The following is a 19,386-nucleotide window of genomic DNA, read 5'->3' on the forward strand; positions in this document are numbered from 1 at the left end:
CTCAGTGATTGTCGCGGGGAAGCCCGCGGGTCTGGGCGATGCGCTGGTACTTTTCCGCGCCTTCGAGAATGGCGCCGGTGTTCAGCTGACCCACGATACTGCGCTGGATTTCCTGCCACGGCGTCTGCGATTCGGGATAGGGATAGCCACCCGCCGCTTCCAGCGCGGCGCGACGCTCGGCAAGTTCCGCATCGGAAATCAGCACGTCCACGCGGCCCTTGCGCAAATCGAGGCGAACGCGATCGCCGGTCTGCAGCAGGGCCAGACCGCCCATCGCCGCCGCTTCGGGGCTGGCGTTGAGGATCGAGGGGCTGCCGCTGGTGCCGGACTGGCGGCCATCGCCAATGCACGGCAGGGCGCCGACGCCCTCGGTGATGAGGTAGGCCGGCGGACGCATGTTGACCACTTCGGCGGCACCGGGATAGCCGATTGGCCCTGCCCCGCGCATGAACATCAGCGTCTGCGCGGTGATGCCGAGCGCGGGATCGTCGATGCGGTGGTGGTAGTCCTCGGGACCGTCGAACACCACGGCCGGCCCTTCGAACGCTTCGGGATCGTCTGGATTGGAAAGATAGCGCGCGCGGAATTCCTCGCTGATGACGCTGGTCTTCATGATCGCGGCATCGAACAGGTTGCCGGTGAGCACGAGGAAACCCGCCTCTTCGCGCAAGGGCTGTGCGAACGGGCGAATGACCCGCTCGTCCTCGATGACGGCATCGCGGCAATTGTCGCCGATGGTGCGGCCGTTGACCGTCATCGCCGCTTCGGCGATCAGGCCCTGCCCCATCAGTTGCGCCACCACGGCGGGCACACCGCCGGCGCGGTAGTAATCTTCGCCCAGGTATTCGCCCGCCGGCTGCAGGTTGACGAGCAGCGGAACCTTGTGACCCTTTTCCTGCCAATCGGTGAGCGGCAATTCGACCCCCACGTGCCGTGCAATCGCGGCAAGGTGGATCGGCGCATTGGTCGATCCGCCGATCGCGGAATTGACGACGATGGCGTTGTGGAACGCTTCAAGCGTGAGGATGTCCGAGGGCTTGAGATCTTCGCGCACCATGTCGACGATGCGCTTGCCGGTGTGATAGGCGCATTCCTGCCGGTCGCGGTACGGCGCGGGGATCGCCGCCGAGCCCGGCAGCATCATGCCCAGCGCTTCGGCCAGGCTGTTCATCGTGGTGGCCGTGCCCATCGTGTTGCAATAACCGGTCGACGGGGCGGAGCTTGCGACCAGCTTGATGAAGCCGTCGGCGTCGAGCTCGCCCCGGGCCATCATCTCGCGCCCCTTCCACACGATCGTGCCGGAACCCGTGCGTTCGCCCTTGTGCCAGCCATTGAGCATCGGGCCGACCGAGAGCGCGATCGCCGGAATGTTGACGGTGGCCGCCGCCATCAGCAGCGCGGGCGTGGTCTTGTCGCAACCGGTGGTCAGCACCACGCCATCGATCGGGTAGCCATAGAGCGCTTCGACCAGCCCGAGGTAGGCAAGGTTGCGGTCCAGCCCGGCGGTCGGCCGCTTGCCGGTTTCCTGGATCGGGTGAACCGGAAATTCCAGCGCGATGCCGCCCGCTTCGCGAATGCCTTCACGGATGCGTTCGGCCAGCACGATGTGGTGGCGATTGCAGGGCGAAAGGTCGCTGCCGGTCTGGGCGATCCCGATGATCGGCTTGCCCGAGCGCAGCTCCTCGAGGCTGATCCCGAAGTTGAGATAGCGTTCGAGGTACAGCGAGGTCATGTCGATGTTGGCGGGATTGTCGAACCACGCGCGGCTGCGCAGCTTCATCGATGGGGTGTCGGTCATTGCAGCTTTCGCTTGGGTAGGAACTTCGTTCAGCGGGCGACGCTGAGGCGATAGATCATGGTGTGGCGGTAGGGCTTGCCGGGATCGACGCGGGCGGACACGAACGCGGGCTGGTTCGGCGCATCGGGGAACTTCTGCGGTTCGAGCGCGATCCCGTCCCCCATGCGGTAGAGATGGCCCTGCTTGCCGACGAGCGTGCCGTCGAGGAAATTGCCGGAGTAGAACTGCACTCCCGGTTCGGTGCTGAGCACTTCCAGCACGCGGCCCGACGCCGGATCTTCAAGACGTGCCGCGAGCTGCGGGGTCGCCGTCACGCCCTTGTCGAGCGCGAAGTTGTGGTCATAGCCGCGACCGACCACGATCTGCCGGTCGCGCCCGTCGCGAAGACCCTGCGCCACGGTTCGCGGCGCGCGGAAATCGAACACCGTGCCATCGACCTTTCGCAGTTCCCCGGTGGGGATCAGCTTTTCATCGACCGGCGTGAAGGCGGAAGCCGGGATCGTCAGAAGCTGCCCCATCGCCCCTGCCGCCGAACCTTCGCCGGCCATGTCGAAGATGGCGTGATTGGTCATGTTGACGATCGTCGGCTTGTCGGTCTTCGCTTCGAAAGCGATGGTCAGGTTGCCCGCTTCGTCGAGCGAGTAGGTCACCGTGGCTGCGAGGGTGCCGGGATATCCGGAATCGCCATCGGGACTGAGCAGCGAGAGCACCACGCTGGCGACCGGCCCCGACTTGATCGAGACAACCTTCCACGCCTGCTTGTCGAAACCCTTGCCGCCGCCGTGCAGCGAGTTGGTCTTGTCGTTGAGCGGCAGGCGATACGTCTTGCCGTCGAGCGTGAAGGCGCCGCCCGCAATGCGATTGGCGTAGCGGCCAACAGTCACGCCGAAATAGTTGGGGTGATCGACATAGCCGGCAAGATCGTCATAGCCGAGGAGCACGTCCGCGACGGTTCCATCGCGACCGGGCGCCTTGAGCGATTGCAGGGTGGCGCCGTAGGACAGGATGCGCGCCGAAATCCCGTTTGCGGCCTTCAGCGTGATGGCCTGGATCGGGGCGCCATCGGCCAGGTTTCCGGCCGCTTCCTGCGTCGCTTCGGCGGCGACCGCGCCGGTACCACCGAGGATGCTGGCGCAGAGCGCTGCCGCCACCATCGCCGAATTCTTTCCGCGACCCCTCATTCCCGTATCCTTTCACGCAGGCAGCCCCATTGACGCCGCCGTTTGGTGCATATAGTCCGACAAATAGAACGAGCGCAAGCCGGTAAGAGACGGAACGCAAGACTTGCCGTAGGTGCCGTTGCACAGCGAGAGGACATTACAGTTATGCCGCCAGTGGTATTGCCGGGTGCAAGCGCCACCCCCCACGACAGTTCCGTGCGCTACGGGCCCGCGCTGACACTTCTGGCCAGCCTGTTCTTCATGTGGGGCTTCATCACGGTCATCAACAACACGCTGCTGCCGCATCTGCGCGCCGTGTTCGACCTGAACTACACGCAGACCACGCTGATCGAGAGCGTCTGGTTCATTGCCTATTTCGTGGCATCGATCCCTTCGGCCAAGCTCATCGAGAAGATCGGCTACCAGAAGTCGCTGGTGACCGGCCTGCTGATCATGGCCGCCGGGGCGCTGGGGATGATGCTGGCCGCGTCCATGCCGTCGTACGGCGTGACGCTGACGATGCTGTTCGTGATCGCCAGCGGCATCACCTTGCTGCAAGTGGCCGCCAATCCCTATGTCGCCGTGGTGGGCAAGCCCGAGACGGCTTCGTCGCGGCTGAACCTGGTACAGGCCATGAATTCGGCAGGAACGATGCTGGCGCCGATGTTCGGCGCCTACCTGATCCTGGGCCGTTCCAAGAGCGGCACCGCGACTGCTGGCACGGTGCTGACGCAGGCGGAACGTATAGCCGATGCGCAATCGGTGATCCTGCCCTATGCGCTGGTGGCGACGGTCCTGATCGTGCTGGCCGTGATCATCGCGCGTTTCCCGCTACCGGCGATGGGGTCTGCGACACAGCGCCTGGCCAAGGAAGAGCGCAAGAAGCACTCGCTGTGGCAGCACCGCAACCTGGTGTTCGGCGTGCCCGCCATCTTCATCTACCTGATCGCCGAGATCGGCGTCGCCAATCTGTTCGTCAATTTCGTCAGCCAGCCGCAAATCGCCAACCTGACCCACGAGCAGGCGGGCAAGTACCTTTCGTTCCTGTGGGGCGGGATGATGATCGGCCGCTTCGCAGGCTCCGCGATCATGCAGAAGATCGACGCAAGCATCGTGCTCGCGGCCTTTTCGATCGGCGCCTTCGTGGTCATGCTGGTCACGGTATTCAGCACCGGACCTGTCGCGATGTGGTCGCTGATCCTGGTCGGGCTGTTCCATTCGATCATGTTCCCGACCATCTTCACGCTTGGCATCAAGGGCCTTGGCCCCCTGACCGAAGAAGGCTCGGGGCTGCTGATCATGGCGATCGCCGGTGGCGCGCTGGTGGTGGTTCAGGGATACCTGGCGGACAGCTACGGACTGCAGACTTCGTTCCTGCTGACGGCGGCTTGCGAGCTTTACGTGCTGTTCTACGCGCTGTGGGGATCACGGCCGACGCACGCGCTGCCCGACGCGGCGATCGAGAGCTGACGCGCAGCCCTGCAAGGATTGTGGGCCGCAAGGGGCGGAGCCGGAAGGTTCCGCCCCTTTGCTTTGCCTGCCAGCCGGGCGGGCTCAGCCGGTCGGAATCAGCCGCTCGGAGTCAGCCTGGGCCCCGCTCCATCGAGCTGCGCGTATCTTCTAGCGCCAGATCGACCAGCACACCCATCGCTTCTGCCGCGGCGTCGGCATCGCCTGCGGCGATGGCGTCCAGCACCCGGGCATGGTCCGGGATCGGATTGCGCGGCAGTTCGCGGGTCCGCTGCTTGAACTGGGTGGTCCAGTGAACGGCCGCGCCGATGCTGGCGGACAGCACGACCATGGCGTGATTGCCGGTTGCGCGAAGGATGGCGTCGTGGAAATCGCGGTCCGCAGCGCGACCGGCCTCGGTGGTCAAGGTGTGCCGACGCATCGCCGCCAGCGCCTCACGCATCAGCCGCACGTCCTCCTTGGATCGGCGCAATGCGGCAAGCCTTGCCGCCGCAGGTTCGATGATCGAGCGCAGTTCGAACAGGTCGCGCACGAACGCCACGTCCGGTTCGCCGGCAAAGGCCCATGCCAGCACTTCGGGATCCAGCAGGTTCCAGCGTTCGCGCGGGAGCACCTTCGTACCAGCCTTGGGCCGGCTGGCGACCAGCCCCTTGGCGGTCAGCACCTGGATGGCTTCACGATAGGCGCTGCGCGAAACCTTTAGTTCCTCGGCAAAGGCCACCTCGCCTGGCAGGACATCGCCGGGCGCGTATTGGCCGGACAAGATCGCGGTACCCAGCTTGTGCGCCAGCGCGCCGTGCAGCCGCCTGCCCGGTCCGCGCGTGGCGCCGCCCTTGGCGCCCTCTGCCGGGTTGCGCTGGTCGGAAAGCTTATCGGGTACGGCGTCCGTCACGTGCTGGGGTTCCTCCTGCTGACTTGGCTTAACAGCCTGTACCGCACGGCGAAACGATTAATGCAGCCAGGCCTGCGCAAGATATTGCGTTTCGCCAAGCGCCATAATATGTCGGAGTAAATCAGGAGACTCCAATGACCGACTTCCGCTCCGTGGCCGCCGCAACCGGTCAGCCACAAGGACCGTCCTTTGCCGTTCATGGCCCCGCCGATGTCGCCAACGCCTGCGCCGCCGCGGCCGAGGCGTTCGACACCTATCGCGCGACCGATGCGGAAGTTCGCGCTGCATTCCTCGAGCGCATTGCCGAGGAAATCCTTGCCATCGGGGACGACCTGATCGAAGCGGCGATGCAGGAATCGGGCCTGCCCCGGCCCCGCCTGGAAGGCGAGCGCGGCCGCACCGTCGGCCAGCTGCGGCTGTTCGCCGATGTGGTGCGCAAAGGCGCCTGGCAGCAACTGCGCATCGATCCCGCCCTGCCCGATCGCCAGCCGCTGCCGCGCCCGGATATTCGCCTGCGGATGATCCCGCTCGGCCCTGTTGCGGTGTTTGGCGCATCGAACTTTCCACTGGCGTTCTCGACCGCCGGTGGTGACACCGCCTCCGCCCTCGCGGCCGGTTGCCCAGTTGTCGTCAAAGGCCATCCCGCGCATCCGCAGACGGGCGCGCTGGTCGCTGCCGCGATCGAGCGGGCGGTCGCTGCCTGCGGACTGCCATCGGGCGTGTTCGGCCACCTTGTCGGCCCGTCGAACGAACTGGGTGCCGCGCTGGTGCAGGACCCGCGCATTGCGGCGGTGGGCTTTACCGGTTCGCGTGCAGGCGGGCTCGCGCTTGCCAAGCTGGCACAGGCCCGTGACGTGCCGATCCCGGTCTATGCCGAAATGTCGAGCATCAATCCCGTGCTGCTTCTTCCCGAAGCGCTGAAGGCGCGCGGCGAAGCGCTGGGCACGGCCTTCGTCGCTTCGCTGACCATGGGCGCTGGCCAGTTCTGCACCAACCCCGGACTGGTCCTCGCGATCGAGGGCGAAGGGCTGGATGCGTTCGTGGCGGCCGCGACGTCGTCGGTGGCAGCGGCTGCGGCACAGACCATGCTGACCAGCGGGATCTGCCAGGCCTATGCCAGCGGTGTATTGGCGCTGGAAGGAAACGCCGCGGTCGAAACGCTGGCCAAGGGTGCGCCCGGCGAAGGGACGCAAGGCGGCGCGGCCCTGTTCCGCACAACCGCCAGCGCTTTCCTGGCCGACAAGGCAATGGGCCACGAAGTGTTCGGTGCAGCGTCGCTCGTCGTCGTTTGCAAGGATGAGGCCGAACTGCTGGCGCTGCTCAAGGGACTGGAAGGACAGCTCACCGCCACGCTGCACATGGATGTCGCCGACGAACCGCTGGCCGCGCGTCTGCTGCCCGTGCTGGAGATCAAGGCCGGGCGCATCCTTGCCAACGGCTGGCCGACCGGCGTCGAAGTCTGCCATGCGATGGTGCACGGCGGCCCCTTCCCCGCCACGTCGGATTCGCGCACCACGTCGGTCGGCAGCCTGGCTATCGACCGCTTCCTGCGCCCGGTCAGCTACCAGAACCTTTCCGCCAACCTGCTGCCCCCGGAACTGCGCGACGATGCGCACGGCGCGCCCCGTCTGGTCGATGGCGTCCTGAAGATCTGAAGGAATAAACGATGTCTCTTCGCCTGCTTCAGCATCGTGCCCCCGATGGCACGCGATCGGTCGTCTTTGCAGATGGCGCCAGTGCTCACGTTCTGGACGGTGTCGCCGGCGTGCGCGATCTGGCGCAGCGCGCGATCGCCGGCGGTATAACCCTTGCCGCTGCCGCGCGCGCCTGCGCCCGAGGCAGCGACATCGACCTGGCGCAGGAACTGGCCGAAGGGCGCTTCCTGCCGCCCATCGACCATGAAGATCCGGCGCACCTGATCATGACCGGTACGGGGCTGACCCACCTCGGATCGGCCGAAGGGCGTGACAAGATGCACCGGGATGCGGCAGCCGCTGCGCACCAGACGGATTCGATGCGCATGTTCCTCGAAGGGCTGGAGGGCGGCAAGCCGGCACCGGGCGCGGTCGGGCAGCAGCCCGAATGGTTCTACAAGGGCGATGGTTCGCAGCTCGTCGGCCCGGGCGAGGCGCTCACGATGCCCGCGTTCGCAAAGGACGGAGGCGAGGAGCCCGAGCTTGCCGGAATATACCTGATCGGCACGGACGGCACGCCGTTCCGCCTGGGCTTCGCGCTCGCCAACGAGTTCTCCGACCACGTGACCGAACGGCACAACTATCTGTGGCTGGCGCACTCCAAGCTGCGCCAGGCATCGCTCGGTCCGGAACTGCTGATCGACGAGGCGCCGAGCGACGTTCGCGGCACCAGCCGGATCGTGCGCAACGGCGAAGTGCTGTGGGAAAAGCCGTTCCTTTCAGGCGAGGACAACATGAGCCACGCCCTTGCGAACCTTGAACATCACCACTTCAAATATGGCCTGTTCCGTCGTCCCGGCGATATCCACGTCCACTTCTTCGGCACGGCCACGCTATCGTTCGCCGACGGCGTGAGCACCCAAGTCGGCGATACGTTCGAGATCGAGGCTGCGCCGTTTACCCTGCCGTTGCGCAATTCGCTGGCGCGGGCGGCCGGCGACGACGCGCCGGTTGCCGTCAAGGTCCTGTAACCATCATGGACCCCATTCGCATCGCCGTTGTCGGCGTGGGCAAGATCGCCCGCGACCAGCACCTTCCCGCCATTGCCGGCAACCGCGCTTTCAGCCTGGCCGCGACGGTCAGCCCGCACGATCCGGGCGTGCCGGAGGTTCCGCATCTCGAAAGCCTGGAACAGCTGCTCGAAGATGGCCCGGCGGTCGATGCGGTGGCGCTCTGCACCCCGCCGCAGGTTCGCTACGGCCTTGCCGCGATGGCGCTGAAGCGCGGCATCCATGTGTTCCTGGAAAAACCGCCGGGCGCGACACTGGCCGAGGTCGCCGCGCTGGAAAGCCGGGCGGACAAGGTAGGCGCGACGCTGTTCGCAGCCTGGCATTCGCGCTTTGCCGCCGGCGTGGCACCAGCACGGGCTTGGCTCGCCGAGCGACGGATCGAGCGTGTGGAGATCACGTGGCGCGAAGACGTGCGGGTCTGGCATCCGGGTCAGGCGTGGATCTGGGAGCCGGGCGGCCTCGGCGTGTTCGATCCCGGCATCAATGCGCTGTCGATCGTGACCCACATCCTGCCGCGGCCATTCTTCCTCAAGACCGCGACGCTGGAAATCCCGGCGAACCGCGCGGCACCGATCGCGGCTGACATGCACTTCTGCGATACCGGAGGCGCGGCGATCCACATGGACCTCGACTGGCGCCAGACCGGCCCGCAAAGCTGGGACATCATCGTGGAGACCGACGCCGGCACGCTGAAGCTGTCGAACGGCGGAGCGGTCCTGTCGCTTCCCAGCGGCACCGAACACGCCGAGGACCACGAATACCCCGGCCTCTATGCCCGTTTCGCCACACTGATCCGCAGCGGCCGCAGCGACGTCGACGTCGATCCGTTGCGGCTGGTGGCCGACGCGTTCCTCCGAGGAAAGCGCGCCACCACCGAAGCATTCATCGATTGACCGACTGCCTTGGGAGAGGCCCGATGACATCACTTTTCCGCCGCACCGCTGCGGCCGTCCTGCTCGCCGCGAGCGCACTTGCCACGTCTGCACATGCCGACACCGGTGGCCGGCCTACCAGTGCAACGCTCCACGCCGATACGCCCGGCCCCGTCTATGACAGGCGGATCTTCACGCAGTTCGCCGAGCACCTCGGCAACGGCATCTACGGTGGGCTCTGGGTAGCGGACGACAAGTCGATCCCGCAGACCAACGGCTTTCGCAATGATGTCGTGGCGGCACTGAAGAACCTGTCGGTACCGGTTATCCGCTGGCCGGGGGGGTGCTTTGCCGACGAATACCACTGGCGCGAAGGCATCGGGCCCAAGGCAAAGCGCCCGGTCAAGGTCAACACGCACTGGGGCGGCGTGACCGAACCCAACGCGGTGGGCACCCACGAATTCTTCGAACTGCTGCGGCAGGTCGGTGCCGAAGCCTATATCGCCGGCAACGTGGGCAACGGTACGCCGCAGGAAATGGCGGAGTGGGTCGAATACATGACCGCCCCGGCCGGCAGCCTGGCCGACCTGCGCGCGCGCAACGGGCACAAGCAGCCGTGGGCGGTGCCCTACTTCGGCGTGGGCAACGAACTGTGGGGCTGCGGCGGCAACATGCGGCCCGAATATGCTGCTGACGTTACCCGCCGTTACGCCACCTTCGTCAAAGCGCCGGCCGGTACCCGGATTCTGAAGATCGCCGCAGGGGCGAATGTCGACGACTACACCTGGACCGAGACGATGATGCGCGTGGCCGGTGACATGCTGGATGGCGTGTCCCTGCACTATTACGTGCATCCGGCCGGAGGGTGGCCTCCGCGGGCGCCGGCGGTCGATTTCGACGAACATGGCTGGGCCGATGCCCTCGCCGGCGCGCGCCGGATGGACGAGTTGATCACCCGTCACACCGCGATCATGGACAAGTACGACCCCAAGAAGCGGGTCTTCCTGGCGGTTGACGAATGGGGCGCGTGGTATGCGCAGGATCCGGGCACGCATCCGGGCTTCCTGCGCCAGCAGAATACCCTGCGCGATGCGCTGATTGCCTCGATCCACCTCGACATCTTTGCCCGCCACGCGGACCGCGTGCGGATGAGCGCCATCGCCCAGATGGTCAATGTGCTGCAGGCGATGATCCTGACCGAGGGCCGGAAGATGGTGCTCACCCCGACGTATCACGTGTTCGAGATGTACAAGCCATGGCAGGACGGGACCGTCCTGCCGATCGACATCGACGCGCCGTGGTATGCCAAGGACCAGTTCACGATGCCCGCCGTGAGCGGTTCGGCCGTCAAGGCCAAGGATGGCAAGACCTACGTCGCGCTGTCCAACCTCGATCCCAATCAGGCCAACACCGTGCGGGTGAAGTTGACCGGGGTGGCGGCCAGCGGTGTCTCGGGCCGCGTGCTCACCGCGCCGGCAATCAATTCGCACAACACTTTCGATGCGCCCGACGTGGTCAGGCCGGTGTCCTTCGACGGAGCTTCGATCAGCGACGGTGCGCTTTCCGTCACACTTCCTGCCAAGTCCATCGTGGTCCTGACGCTGCAATGACCGCGACGCAGGTCCTTGGCGACTGGGGCGGCACCAACCTGCGGCTGTGGCGGCTGCGCGGCGGGACGATCACCGACCGGATTGACGGACCCGGAACGACCGCGCTTGCTGGAAATGCAGCGCAGGTTCTTGAGGAGCGCCTGACGTCCTGGGCCGTGCAGGGACCGATTTTGCGCGTTACGCTGTGCGGCATGGCGGGCTCTCCCGCCGGACTTCTGCTGGCCCCGTATGTGCCCTGCCCCTGCACCTTGGCGCAGTGGCTCGCCGCGCCGGCCACGGTGAAGGTGGCAGGTATCGACGTCGACGTCTTGCCGGGCCTGTCGCACCGTAGCGATGCGGCCGTGCCCGACGTGATGCGCGGCGAGGAAGCGCAGGTTTTCGGGGCGATCGCGCTGGAACCCTCTCTCGGGCAGGGCAGCCACGTCATTGTCCTGCCCGGGACCCACAGCAAGTGGGTAACGCTCGACGACGGCGCGATCCGTCGCTTCTCGACCGCACCTACGGGTGAAGTATTCGCCTTGCTCGCTGGCAAGTCGTCGCTGACAGGAAGCAACGAGGGCGGAACCGGCAGTTTCGACGAGGGCTATGCCCGCGGGCTTGAGCGCGCGGGAGAGCCCATGCCGGGTGCCCTGTTCGAAGCCCGGGCAGCCCGCCTGATGGACGGGCGATCACAGGCATGGTCGCGCGGTTACCTCTCCGGCCTGCTGATCGGGGCGGAAGTCGCGCAATTTGCGCCGGGCACGGGGACCGTGATCGTCATCGGCGCGCCAACGCTCGCCACGCTCTATTCAGGCGCGCTGCAAAGCCGCGGCATCGCCACGCGCACCATCGACGGCGATGCCGCCGTGCTCGCGGGCCTTACCCAATCGCTCCAGCAACAGGACCGGACATGACCATCGAAGAAGCATTGGCTGCGGGCGCTCCACCGATCGTGGCGATCCTGCGCGGCATCGGCCCGCACGAAGCGGTCGCCGTGTCCGAAGCCCTGGTTGCCGCCGGCGTCCGCCTGATCGAGGTGCCATTCAATTCTCCCGATCCGGCAGTTTCGATCGCGGCCATGGCCGGCGCACTCGGCGATCGGGCCGCGATTGGCGGCGGCACGGTGACCAGCATCGAACTGTCCGAGGCACTTGCGCAGGCGGGCGGAACCTTCATGGTATCGCCCAACGTCGATCCCGCGGTCATCCGGCGCTCGCTGGACCTGGGGATGGACGTCCTGCCCGGTTTCCTCACTCCCACCGAAGCTTTCGCCGCCATCGGCGCGGGCGCGACAAGCCTGAAGCTGTTCCCCGGATCGGTGCTTGGCAGCGCCTATGTCAAAGCCATTGGCGAAGTCCTGCCCGCTGGCACGCGGATATGGGCCGTGGGCGGGGTGGGTCCGGCCAACGTCGCCGAATTCCGCAAGGCCGGTGTATTCGGTATCGGTGTGGGAGGCAGCCTGTACAAGCCGGGCGACGAGCCCGAGGCGGTCGGCGCGAAGGCGCGCGCTCTCGTCGAAGCCTGGATGGCATGCGAGGCATGAGCCGGCTGCGCGTTACCGTGCTGGCGCTTGCCCTGTGGATCGTCCCCACGCCGGGCAACGCGCAGCCCACCCCCTTGACCGGCGACCTGACGGTGCACGACCCCGTGCTGACCCGCGAAGGGGCGACATGGTATGTGTTCAGCACCGTGGGCAAGTATGTCGGGATCAAAACGTCCGCCGACCTGCGACACTGGACAGATGCCGGATCGGTGTTCGCCGAGATACCCGCTTGGGCGCGGCAAGCCGTGCCGGGGACGGAGGGGATCTGGGCACCCGATATCGCTTATGTGAACGGCGAATACCGGCTCTATTACTCGGTATCCACCTTCGGTTCGAACCGTTCGGCAATCGGCCTTGCGACAAGCCCGACTCTCGATCCCAAATCGAAGGCCTATCGCTGGACGGACCGCGGCATGGTTGTGCAATCCACGCCGCAAGACGATTTCAACGCCATCGATCCGAACTTCGTGGCCGATGGCCAAGGGCGGCAATGGCTTGCGCTGGGCAGTTTCTGGAGCGGTATCAAGCTGTTTGCGCTTGATCCGAAGACGGGCAAGCCCGCTCCGGGGACCGAACCCTATACCCTCGCCAGCCGGCCTGCCCCTGCCACAGCACCCGCAGCGATCGAAGCTCCGTTCATCGTGCCGCACGGGGGCGCCTACTACCTGATCGCTTCGTACGATTACTGCTGCAAGGGCGTGAACAGCACCTACTACACCGTGGTCGGACGGGCGGACAGGATCACCGGCCCCTACAAGGGTCGCGACGGCAGTTCGATGCTGGAGGGAGGCGGCACCATTCTGCTTCGCGCCGATCTGCAGGAAAAGCAGCGCTATCGCGGACCAGGCCATGCCGGCGCGTTCACCGACGCGGACGGGACGACCTGGCTCGTGTGGCATGCCTACGATCGTGAAGCCAACGGCGCGCCAAAGCTGCGCGTCGGCAAACTGCGCTGGGACGAAACCGGCTGGCCTGTGGCGGAACCGATCGACTGAAGCCAATACGACAGAGAGGACCTGCCATGACAATCTCGCTCTCGCGCCGTGCCTTCGTTGCCGGCGGCGCTGCCCTGCCCATCGCCTGCGCGCCGATGGCGGCACACCTGCCCTTGCCGTCGGCTGATGCGGGCCCCGTCAACCCGCTGGTCCGCCAGCGCGCCGACGCCCAGGTATTCCGGCACGACGACGGCTTCTATTACCTGACCGGTTCGGTTCCCGAGTACGATCGCCTGGTGCTGCGCCGATCGAAGACCATCGCGGGGCTTGCGACGGCTGAGGAGCGGGTCCTGTGGCGCCACCAGGCGTCAGGGCCGATGTCCGGGTTCATCTGGGCGCCAGAGCTGCATCTGATCGACGGGCGCTGGATCATGTACTTCGCAGCAGGCCCCAGCGGCGGCGGCGAAGACGTTTTCCGCATCCGCACGTTCGCCGTCGTCTGCGACGGACCCGATCCGATGGCCGGCAACTGGACGGTGCTCGGCCAGTTCCAGGCACCCTGGGACAGCTTCTGCCTCGATTCCACCAGCTTCGTCCACCGCGGCACCCGCTACTTCGCCTGGGCGCAGCGCGAACCGGGGATCGAGACGAACTCGAACCTCTACATCGCCCCCCTCGCCTCGCCGCTAACCCTCGCGCGCCCGGCGACACGCCTGAGCATTCCGATGCTCGACTGGGAAGTGCGAGGCTTCAAGGTCAACGAGGCGCCCGCCGTGCTGGCCCGCAACGGTCGCCTGTTCATGACCTATTCGGCGAGCGCGACCGACGCGCGCTATTGCCTGGGAATGCTGACCGCGGCCGAGGATGCCGACATCATGGACCCGCGCGCCTGGACCAAGGCGCAGATGCCGGTGTTCGTCACGAGCGGTGAGACGGGCGTGTTCGGGCCAGGCCACAACAGCTTCACGGTCGATGAGCAGGGACGCGACATCCTGGTCTATCACGGGCGGGACTACGAACGGATCGATGGCGATCCGCTGTTCGATCCCAACCGCCACACGCGCGTTCAGCGGCTCTATTTCAAGGCCGATGGGTCGCCGGACTTCGGTGTCCCCGTGGGCAACGGGCCGCTCCCCGTCCGCCTGCTGGGTCCCGACGGATCGGCGCTTTGCTGTGAAGAGGGCCGCCTGTTCGTTGGTGCTGCCCATCTCGCATCGACACAGTTCCGCATGATCGAGGATGCGGCAGGAATCGTGACGATCCAGCCGATCCTGCGCCGTGACGAGCGTGTTACCGTGCTGCCGGATGGCGGCATCGGGCTTGCGCGCAATGGTGCAAGTCCAGCCCAACGTTTCATCGCGCACCGCTCCGCAGAAGGCACGGTATCGCTTGAGTCGGCCGCGCGCCGCTCGTTTGCCCTGTCGGCATCGCGTACCTTGGCGCTCGTTCCGGCGCCCAGCGCAACGCTTTGGCGCGTGGATTGATTACTCGGCGTTGTTCATACCAATGCATGGTGCAGATTGGAGAGCTGCCTGGCTGCTGCGTCGCTTTGGCAGCACTTCTTCCGACCGCCTCCAGAGCGCAAAAAAATCCCCTTGCCAAGAATAAGTCAGACAAATAATTAGTCAGACAAATTTGGGCATGGCGAAGGGGCTGGCCCATAACAGGGAGGGTGATCTCATGGCGATCAAGCCATTTGCTTTCGGTACGACGTCGGTTCTCGCGCTCACGCTGTCGACGGTTGCGCACGCGCAGGCTGTGGACGCGGCTTCTGCGGACGCGGCGGCGGGCGATGAAATCGTCGTCAGCGGCGTGCGCGCCTCGATCGTGGGCGCATTGAACGTTCGCAAGCAGTCGACCCAGATCGTCGATTCCATCGTCGCGGAAGATGTCGGCAAGCTGCCCGACAACAACGTCGTGGAAGCGCTGCAGCGCGTTACCGGTATCCAGATCACCGATCGCGCCGGTGGCGAAGCAGGCGCCGTTACGATCCGTGGTCTGTCTGACCCGCTGACCACGCTCAACGGCCGCAATATCTTCACCGCCGCCGGACAGTCGTTCGCGTTGCAGGATATTTCCGCAAACCTCGTCAAGGCGGTGAACGTCTACAAGACGCGCTCGGCGGACCAGATCGAGACCGGCCTTGCCGGCCAGATCGACGTCGAAACCCGCCGCCCGTTCGATTTCGATGGATTCACCATCTCGGGCCTCGCCCGCGGGATCTACAACGAGCAGGCCGATAGCTATAACCCCAACGTTGCCCTGCTTGTCAGCGATCGCTGGGAAACCGGCATCGGCGACATCGGACTGCTGGTCAACGCAAGCTACAGCAAGACCAAGTACCGGAACATGAGCACGACGGCCGGTGCCTTCGTGCCATTCGCCACCGAGACGCCGCCCGCGGGTTCGGGCCTGAGCAAGCTTGAGCGCATCTTCCCCGGCCCGGGCAACGTCAACTGGCAGCCAGGGCTCAACGCCGGCCTACCCACGGCAGCGGGCTCCACGCTCAACGTCAATGGCGTCGACGTTCCATATTACCTTGGCCGCGATGCGGTGTTCAGCTCGGACCTGTATGGCAAGCGCGAACGGCCCTCGTTCAACGTGGCGCTGCAATGGGCACCGAACAGCAGCTCGGTCTACACGGCCGAGGTGTTCTATGCCGGCTTCCGCGGCAACACCTTCAATTCGCTGCAGTTCAGCTTCGTCGACTGGTGGGGCAATCCGGGACCGGTCCAGCTCTATGATGGCACCAACATCATCAAGTCGCGCACCGTCGACAACGTCTACGGGTTCAACAGCGGCGATTACGCCACCAACCGCACCGACAGCTACGTCTATGCGCTGAACGGCAAGTGGGACCTTGGCAACCGCGGCAAGATCACAGCAGACCTCGCCTATCAGACCAGCACCAACAAGACGACGTTCCAAGCCATGCGCACCGATCGTGTCGCTGACCAGATCGTGGTCGATTTCAACAAGAGCGGAGGCATCCCCTCGTTCCACTTCAACGATGACAGCCTGCTGGCTGATCCGTCGGTTTGGAACGTCGCGGAGTTCTATGACAACGCCAATGAAGCCAAGGGCGATGCGATCACCGGTACGCTCGACGGCTACTACACCTGGGACGACGGCTTCCTTCGTTCGATCAAGGCCGGCCTGCGCGTCGATCGCCGAACCGCGCAGACCTTCGTGCGGACACAGGATGGCGGCCGCCTGAACCGGGCCTTGAACGCGGCCCTTCCCGCTGACGGCCTGTTCACAAACAGCGGCTTCTTCGACGGCCGCGCCGATGTACCGACCAGCTGGGTATTGCCGAGCGGATACTGGATCAACTCGCACGCCGACGAAGTGCGCGCACTTTATGGCCTGAAGACTTCGGATCAGCTGGTGCTCGATCGCGTGTTCGACATCACCGAAACGACGATGTCGGCCTATATCATGGCCGACGCGCAGATCGACCTGTTCGGGCGCCCGCTGAAGCTTCAGGGTGGCGTGCGTTTCGTGAACGTCGACACCGACAGCCGCTTCTTCGACCGCTATAACGGCGGTGCCGAAACCAACGCGTCAAGCGGATCGAACAAGTTCCTCCCAGCCTTCACGCTGCGGTATGAGGTGACCGATAACCTGCGGCTGCGCTTCAATTACGGTGAAACGCTGCGTCGTCCGAACTTCACCGACATCAACCCGAACTACAGCCTGACTGGCGATCTCACCAACGTCGGCTATGGCTCGGGCTCGGCGGGCACGGCGAACCTTCGCCCCACCCATTCGAAGAACTTCGACCTGGCGCTCGAATGGTACTTCGACCGCGACAGCGCGATCTACGTCACCGGCTTCCGCCGCGAGATTGACGGGCTGGTGGTGCCGCTGACGGTACGCGAATACATCCCGAACAATGGCATCCAGGCGGGCGCGACGGACTACTTTGCGATCACCCGTCCGGTGAATGCATCGAATGGCGTGCTCAAGGGCGTCGAAGTCGGCGTGACCTACTTCCCGCACTACCTGCCCGGCCCGCTCGACGGCCTGGGCTTCCAGGGCAGCGTCACGATCCTCGATTCGAAGCAGAACATCCCGGAATCCGACAGCGCCGGAAACATCGTCGGCCAGTCGACATCGCAGTTCTTCGGGGTCTCCAAGCTTTCGTACAATGCGACGCTCGCCTACGACAAGGGGCCCTTCAATGCCCGCCTGTCGTACATCTGGCGCAAGGAGTTCCTCCACAACAACGAGGCACGCCTGTTTGCCAACCCGATCGGCGTGTGGTTCCGCCCCGAAAAGAGTCTCGACCTTCAATTGACCTGGAACGTCACGGACAAGATCGGCGTCACCTTCGACGCGGTAAACCTGACCAACTCGACCCAGCAGAACTACTACCGGTTCGGCGACGTCGGCAATGCGGACCAGTTCAACCTGGGCACTACACTGCTGGCGCGCACCTTCGCGCTGGGCGTGCGTTTCAAGTTCGACTGATCGCGCCACTTGTACGGCGAAGGCCGCCCCGCGCTCCCTCGCGCCGGGCGGCCTTCCTGGTGGCGGTCGCCTCGCGCCGAAAGCCTTCTCTCTCCGCGCGACGGCACGCGACCGCCGTCAATGCGTGGGAGGTTATGCTCAGGCCGCAGCCCGCGCCCAGTCGCGCGCTTCGGCCGAGGCGGTCCAGCGGATCGCGTTCTCGATCAGGCGGCGATAGACCGGGTTGGCATAAGTCACCTCGTCATCGCCCGGCTGGAGATAGACCAGCGGGCTGTTGCCCGCGCGCTTGGCCCAGCCGATCAGGTTGCTGCCAGGCGCATGGTCCCAGCCTTCGTTCGAGAACATCGTGCCCTCGATCGCGGCGGTGGCCGAATAGAAGTTGTCGCGCTCGAACCGGTAGTCCGAGCGCAGCAGCGGAACGACGTCCTGCTCGAAGATCTCGGCGAGGTAAAGCTCGTCGGTCAGCGCAAACATCGGCGGTATGCCGGCCATGACCGGGTGATCGGGCGCGACCACCTGCGCGTTGTAGCTCGCCTGGTGGCGATAGCCCGAATCGAGCCGCGCCGCGCCGCGCAAGGTGGCGGCGCGATAGAGAAAGCGCCCGCCGACGATTTCGGCAAAGCCTTCCCAGGCAGGCCAGCCGGCAATCGCGTGGTGCGTGGCGACCACGCCGATGCCCCGCTCCAGCAACCGTTCGATCCCTTCGCGCACCGCGTCGGGGATCGGCATCGGAGCGCCCGGAACGGGTCCATGGAAATCGATGCCGGGCATATCATAGAGTAGCAGCACGTCGAACTGATCGGCCAGATCGGGCTGCATCAGCAGCGACGCGGCGGGCTGGTCGACGAAGGTGACCGAAATGCCCTCCATGCCATCGAACAGCGCGGCATAGGCGTTGCGGTCGAACGGATGGCCGCGAACGGCGGCAAGGACCTTCAATGGGGCGTGATAGTCGATTGTCGGCATGCAGCCTTGGTACCACCCTGCCCTCCGAGCGCGATGCCCACTTTGGATAGGGGCCGGCTTGCCGACGGCTTGGGGCGATCAGTCCCAGTTGCCGACGAGCGCCATTTCCTCGTCTGCGCCCAGCGGCGACGTCGCGCCGATGCGGCGGTAGGCGTCCTCGATCGCCGGCGACGGCGCACTGTTTTCGGACGATGCCGCGTCGCCTTGCGCCTCGATCACCCAGCGTCCGTTGCGGCGACAGGCAAGGCCGCTGGCGCGCGCGAGGGTGTATTCGCGGCACCAGCTGCCGTCGGCGGCCCGCACCGTCAGCACGGGCGTCAGCATCCGGCCATCGGCGAGATGCGCGGTGCGCCCGGAAGACGTGCCTTCGAGCGCGAGCGACACGGGATCGGCCGCGCTCTTGGCTGCACGCGGCCTTAGCGCCGAGACGACACCCGCTGCGACCATTGCCATGGCAGCGACGATCATGGCCAGGCGCTGCCAGCTCCAAGCCCCCGGCCGTGGTGCCGCCACAGTCTGCGGCCGGGCATGGCCTCGGCTCAGCCGCTCGACAATTTCAGGCTCGACCGATGGTGTGCGGCGCGTGGTGCGGTCGGCAAGCTGGCGGTCGCGGTCGCGCCATTCGAGCGCCAGGCGGGCCAGCACCACGTCGGCGGCGAGTTCGCGGTCGAACGCGGCTTCCTCATCGGCGGTCATCGCACCGTCGAGATAGGCAGCAAGGCGTTCTTCGGTGTGGTCGCTCATCACCGTGTCTCCGCAGTACGGGGCATTCCGGCGGGGATTTCCGCGCGGGCGGACACAAGACCGCTGCACACCGAAACGCTCGGCACGGCGGAAGCTTGTGCAATGGGATGGTAACGCAATTCACGGGGCCAGACGAGCAGACAAGTCCCTGTGACACCTGTACAAGCGCGACCAGTACGGCAGCGATCCGCGCGGTATCGGAGCAATCGTCCGTGACGCAGCGATAGCGCGCGTTGCAGG

At 65.7% G+C, this 19,386-nt stretch carries 15 protein-coding genes; 10 read left to right on the forward strand and 5 right to left on the reverse strand.

All coding sequences use genetic code 11. From position 1 onward, the window contains the following. Position 1: 1 nt before the first annotated feature. Positions 2-1,798 (reverse strand): IlvD/Edd family dehydratase, encoded by a 1,797-nt coding sequence (locus tag HHL27_RS09175; RefSeq protein WP_169493100.1) that lies wholly within the window; start codon positions 1,796-1,798, stop codon positions 2-4. Between the two features lie 29 nt (positions 1,799-1,827). Further along, complete coding sequence (locus HHL27_RS09180; protein WP_240959629.1) at positions 1,828-2,952, reverse strand: aldose epimerase family protein; 1,125 nt, start codon at positions 2,950-2,952, stop codon at positions 1,828-1,830. Between the two features lie 171 nt (positions 2,953-3,123). Here HHL27_RS09180 and HHL27_RS09185 point away from each other — a divergent pair, with 171 nt between their 5' ends. Next, positions 3,124-4,428, forward strand: coding sequence for a sugar MFS transporter (locus HHL27_RS09185; protein ID WP_169493102.1), 1,305 nt, complete (start codon positions 3,124-3,126; stop codon positions 4,426-4,428). Positions 4,429-4,540: 112 nt separating this feature from the next. Here HHL27_RS09185 and HHL27_RS09190 read toward each other — a convergent pair whose 3' ends face one another. Further along, a complete protein-coding gene (locus HHL27_RS09190; protein WP_169493286.1) occupies positions 4,541-5,230 on the reverse strand; it encodes a FadR/GntR family transcriptional regulator in 690 nt (229 codons plus the stop codon). A gap of 224 nt (positions 5,231-5,454) precedes the next feature. On the opposite strand from HHL27_RS09190, the gene HHL27_RS09195 reads away from it, so the two are divergent. The 9 genes from HHL27_RS09195 (at position 5,455) to HHL27_RS09235 (ending at position 17,436) form a co-directional block, all read left to right on the forward strand. Next, positions 5,455-6,975, forward strand: coding sequence for an aldehyde dehydrogenase (NADP(+)) (locus HHL27_RS09195; protein WP_169493103.1), 1,521 nt, complete (start codon positions 5,455-5,457; stop codon positions 6,973-6,975). Between the two features lie 11 nt (positions 6,976-6,986). After that, positions 6,987-7,985, forward strand: coding sequence for an AraD1 family protein (gene araD1 / locus HHL27_RS09200; RefSeq protein ID WP_169493104.1), 999 nt, complete (start codon positions 6,987-6,989; stop codon positions 7,983-7,985). 5 nt (positions 7,986-7,990) lie between these two features. Beyond that, positions 7,991-8,917 (forward strand): Gfo/Idh/MocA family protein, encoded by a 927-nt coding sequence (locus tag HHL27_RS09205; RefSeq protein ID WP_169493105.1) that lies wholly within the window; start codon positions 7,991-7,993, stop codon positions 8,915-8,917. 23 nt (positions 8,918-8,940) lie between these two features. Then, the gene (locus HHL27_RS09210; RefSeq protein ID WP_169493106.1) at positions 8,941-10,506 is read left to right on the forward strand and encodes an alpha-N-arabinofuranosidase; all 1,566 of its coding nucleotides are present in this window, start codon (positions 8,941-8,943) and stop codon (positions 10,504-10,506) included. After that, positions 10,503-11,399: a 2-dehydro-3-deoxygalactonokinase gene (locus HHL27_RS09215; RefSeq protein ID WP_169493107.1), complete on the forward strand. Its 897-nt coding sequence runs from the start codon at positions 10,503-10,505 to the stop codon at positions 11,397-11,399. Before HHL27_RS09210 ends, HHL27_RS09215 begins: the two co-directional genes overlap by 4 nt. Beyond that, the gene (locus tag HHL27_RS09220) at positions 11,396-12,028 is read left to right on the forward strand and encodes a 2-dehydro-3-deoxy-6-phosphogalactonate aldolase (protein WP_169493108.1); all 633 of its coding nucleotides are present in this window, start codon (positions 11,396-11,398) and stop codon (positions 12,026-12,028) included. The genes HHL27_RS09215 and HHL27_RS09220 overlap by 4 nt, the downstream gene beginning before the upstream one ends. Beyond that, on the forward strand, positions 12,025-13,023 hold the full coding sequence (locus tag HHL27_RS09225) for an arabinan endo-1,5-alpha-L-arabinosidase (protein WP_169493109.1): 999 nt from the start codon (positions 12,025-12,027) through the stop codon (positions 13,021-13,023). Before HHL27_RS09220 ends, HHL27_RS09225 begins: the two co-directional genes overlap by 4 nt. A gap of 26 nt (positions 13,024-13,049) precedes the next feature. After that, a complete protein-coding gene (locus tag HHL27_RS09230) occupies positions 13,050-14,447 on the forward strand; it encodes a glycoside hydrolase family 43 protein (protein ID WP_169493110.1) in 1,398 nt (465 codons plus the stop codon). A 196-nt stretch (positions 14,448-14,643) separates the two neighbouring features. Further along, complete coding sequence (locus HHL27_RS09235) at positions 14,644-17,436, forward strand: TonB-dependent receptor (protein WP_169493111.1); 2,793 nt, start codon at positions 14,644-14,646, stop codon at positions 17,434-17,436. A gap of 138 nt (positions 17,437-17,574) precedes the next feature. On the opposite strand, the gene HHL27_RS09240 is transcribed toward HHL27_RS09235, so the two are convergent. Next, positions 17,575-18,402, reverse strand: a complete 828-nt coding sequence (locus tag HHL27_RS09240) for a ThuA domain-containing protein (protein ID WP_169493112.1) — start codon at positions 18,400-18,402, stop codon at positions 17,575-17,577. A 78-nt stretch (positions 18,403-18,480) separates the two neighbouring features. Continuing rightward, the gene (locus tag HHL27_RS09245) at positions 18,481-19,146 is read right to left on the reverse strand and encodes a hypothetical protein (RefSeq protein WP_169493113.1); all 666 of its coding nucleotides are present in this window, start codon (positions 19,144-19,146) and stop codon (positions 18,481-18,483) included. Between the last annotated feature and the right edge of the window lie 240 nt (positions 19,147-19,386).

Source organism: Novosphingobium olei, from assembly GCF_012927405.1.
Lineage (GTDB): Bacteria > Pseudomonadota > Alphaproteobacteria > Sphingomonadales > Sphingomonadaceae > Novosphingobium > Novosphingobium olei.

Excerpts from the sequence above, each read along its gene's own strand:
- HHL27_RS09245 (WP_169493113.1), bottom strand. The coding sequence starts at position 19,146 with ATGAGCGACCACACCGAAGAACGCCTTGCTGCCTATCTCGACGGTGCG.
- HHL27_RS09185 (WP_169493102.1), top strand. The coding sequence starts at position 3,124 with ATGCCGCCAGTGGTATTGCCGGGTGCAAGCGCCACCCCCCACGACAGT.
- araD1 (WP_169493104.1), top strand. The coding sequence starts at position 6,987 with ATGTCTCTTCGCCTGCTTCAGCATCGTGCCCCCGATGGCACGCGATCG.
- HHL27_RS09220 (WP_169493108.1), top strand. The coding sequence starts at position 11,396 with ATGACCATCGAAGAAGCATTGGCTGCGGGCGCTCCACCGATCGTGGCG.
- HHL27_RS09195 (WP_169493103.1), top strand. The coding sequence starts at position 5,455 with ATGACCGACTTCCGCTCCGTGGCCGCCGCAACCGGTCAGCCACAAGGA.
- HHL27_RS09205 (WP_169493105.1), top strand. The coding sequence starts at position 7,991 with ATGGACCCCATTCGCATCGCCGTTGTCGGCGTGGGCAAGATCGCCCGC.
- HHL27_RS09230 (WP_169493110.1), top strand. The coding sequence starts at position 13,050 with ATGACAATCTCGCTCTCGCGCCGTGCCTTCGTTGCCGGCGGCGCTGCC.
- HHL27_RS09240 (WP_169493112.1), bottom strand. The coding sequence starts at position 18,402 with ATGCCGACAATCGACTATCACGCCCCATTGAAGGTCCTTGCCGCCGTT.
- HHL27_RS09210 (WP_169493106.1), top strand. The coding sequence starts at position 8,941 with ATGACATCACTTTTCCGCCGCACCGCTGCGGCCGTCCTGCTCGCCGCG.
- HHL27_RS09175 (WP_169493100.1), bottom strand. The coding sequence starts at position 1,798 with ATGACCGACACCCCATCGATGAAGCTGCGCAGCCGCGCGTGGTTCGAC.
- HHL27_RS09180 (WP_240959629.1), bottom strand. The coding sequence starts at position 2,952 with ATGGTGGCGGCAGCGCTCTGCGCCAGCATCCTCGGTGGTACCGGCGCG.
- HHL27_RS09235 (WP_169493111.1), top strand. The coding sequence starts at position 14,644 with ATGGCGATCAAGCCATTTGCTTTCGGTACGACGTCGGTTCTCGCGCTC.
- HHL27_RS09215 (WP_169493107.1), top strand. The coding sequence starts at position 10,503 with ATGACCGCGACGCAGGTCCTTGGCGACTGGGGCGGCACCAACCTGCGG.
- HHL27_RS09225 (WP_169493109.1), top strand. The coding sequence starts at position 12,025 with ATGAGCCGGCTGCGCGTTACCGTGCTGGCGCTTGCCCTGTGGATCGTC.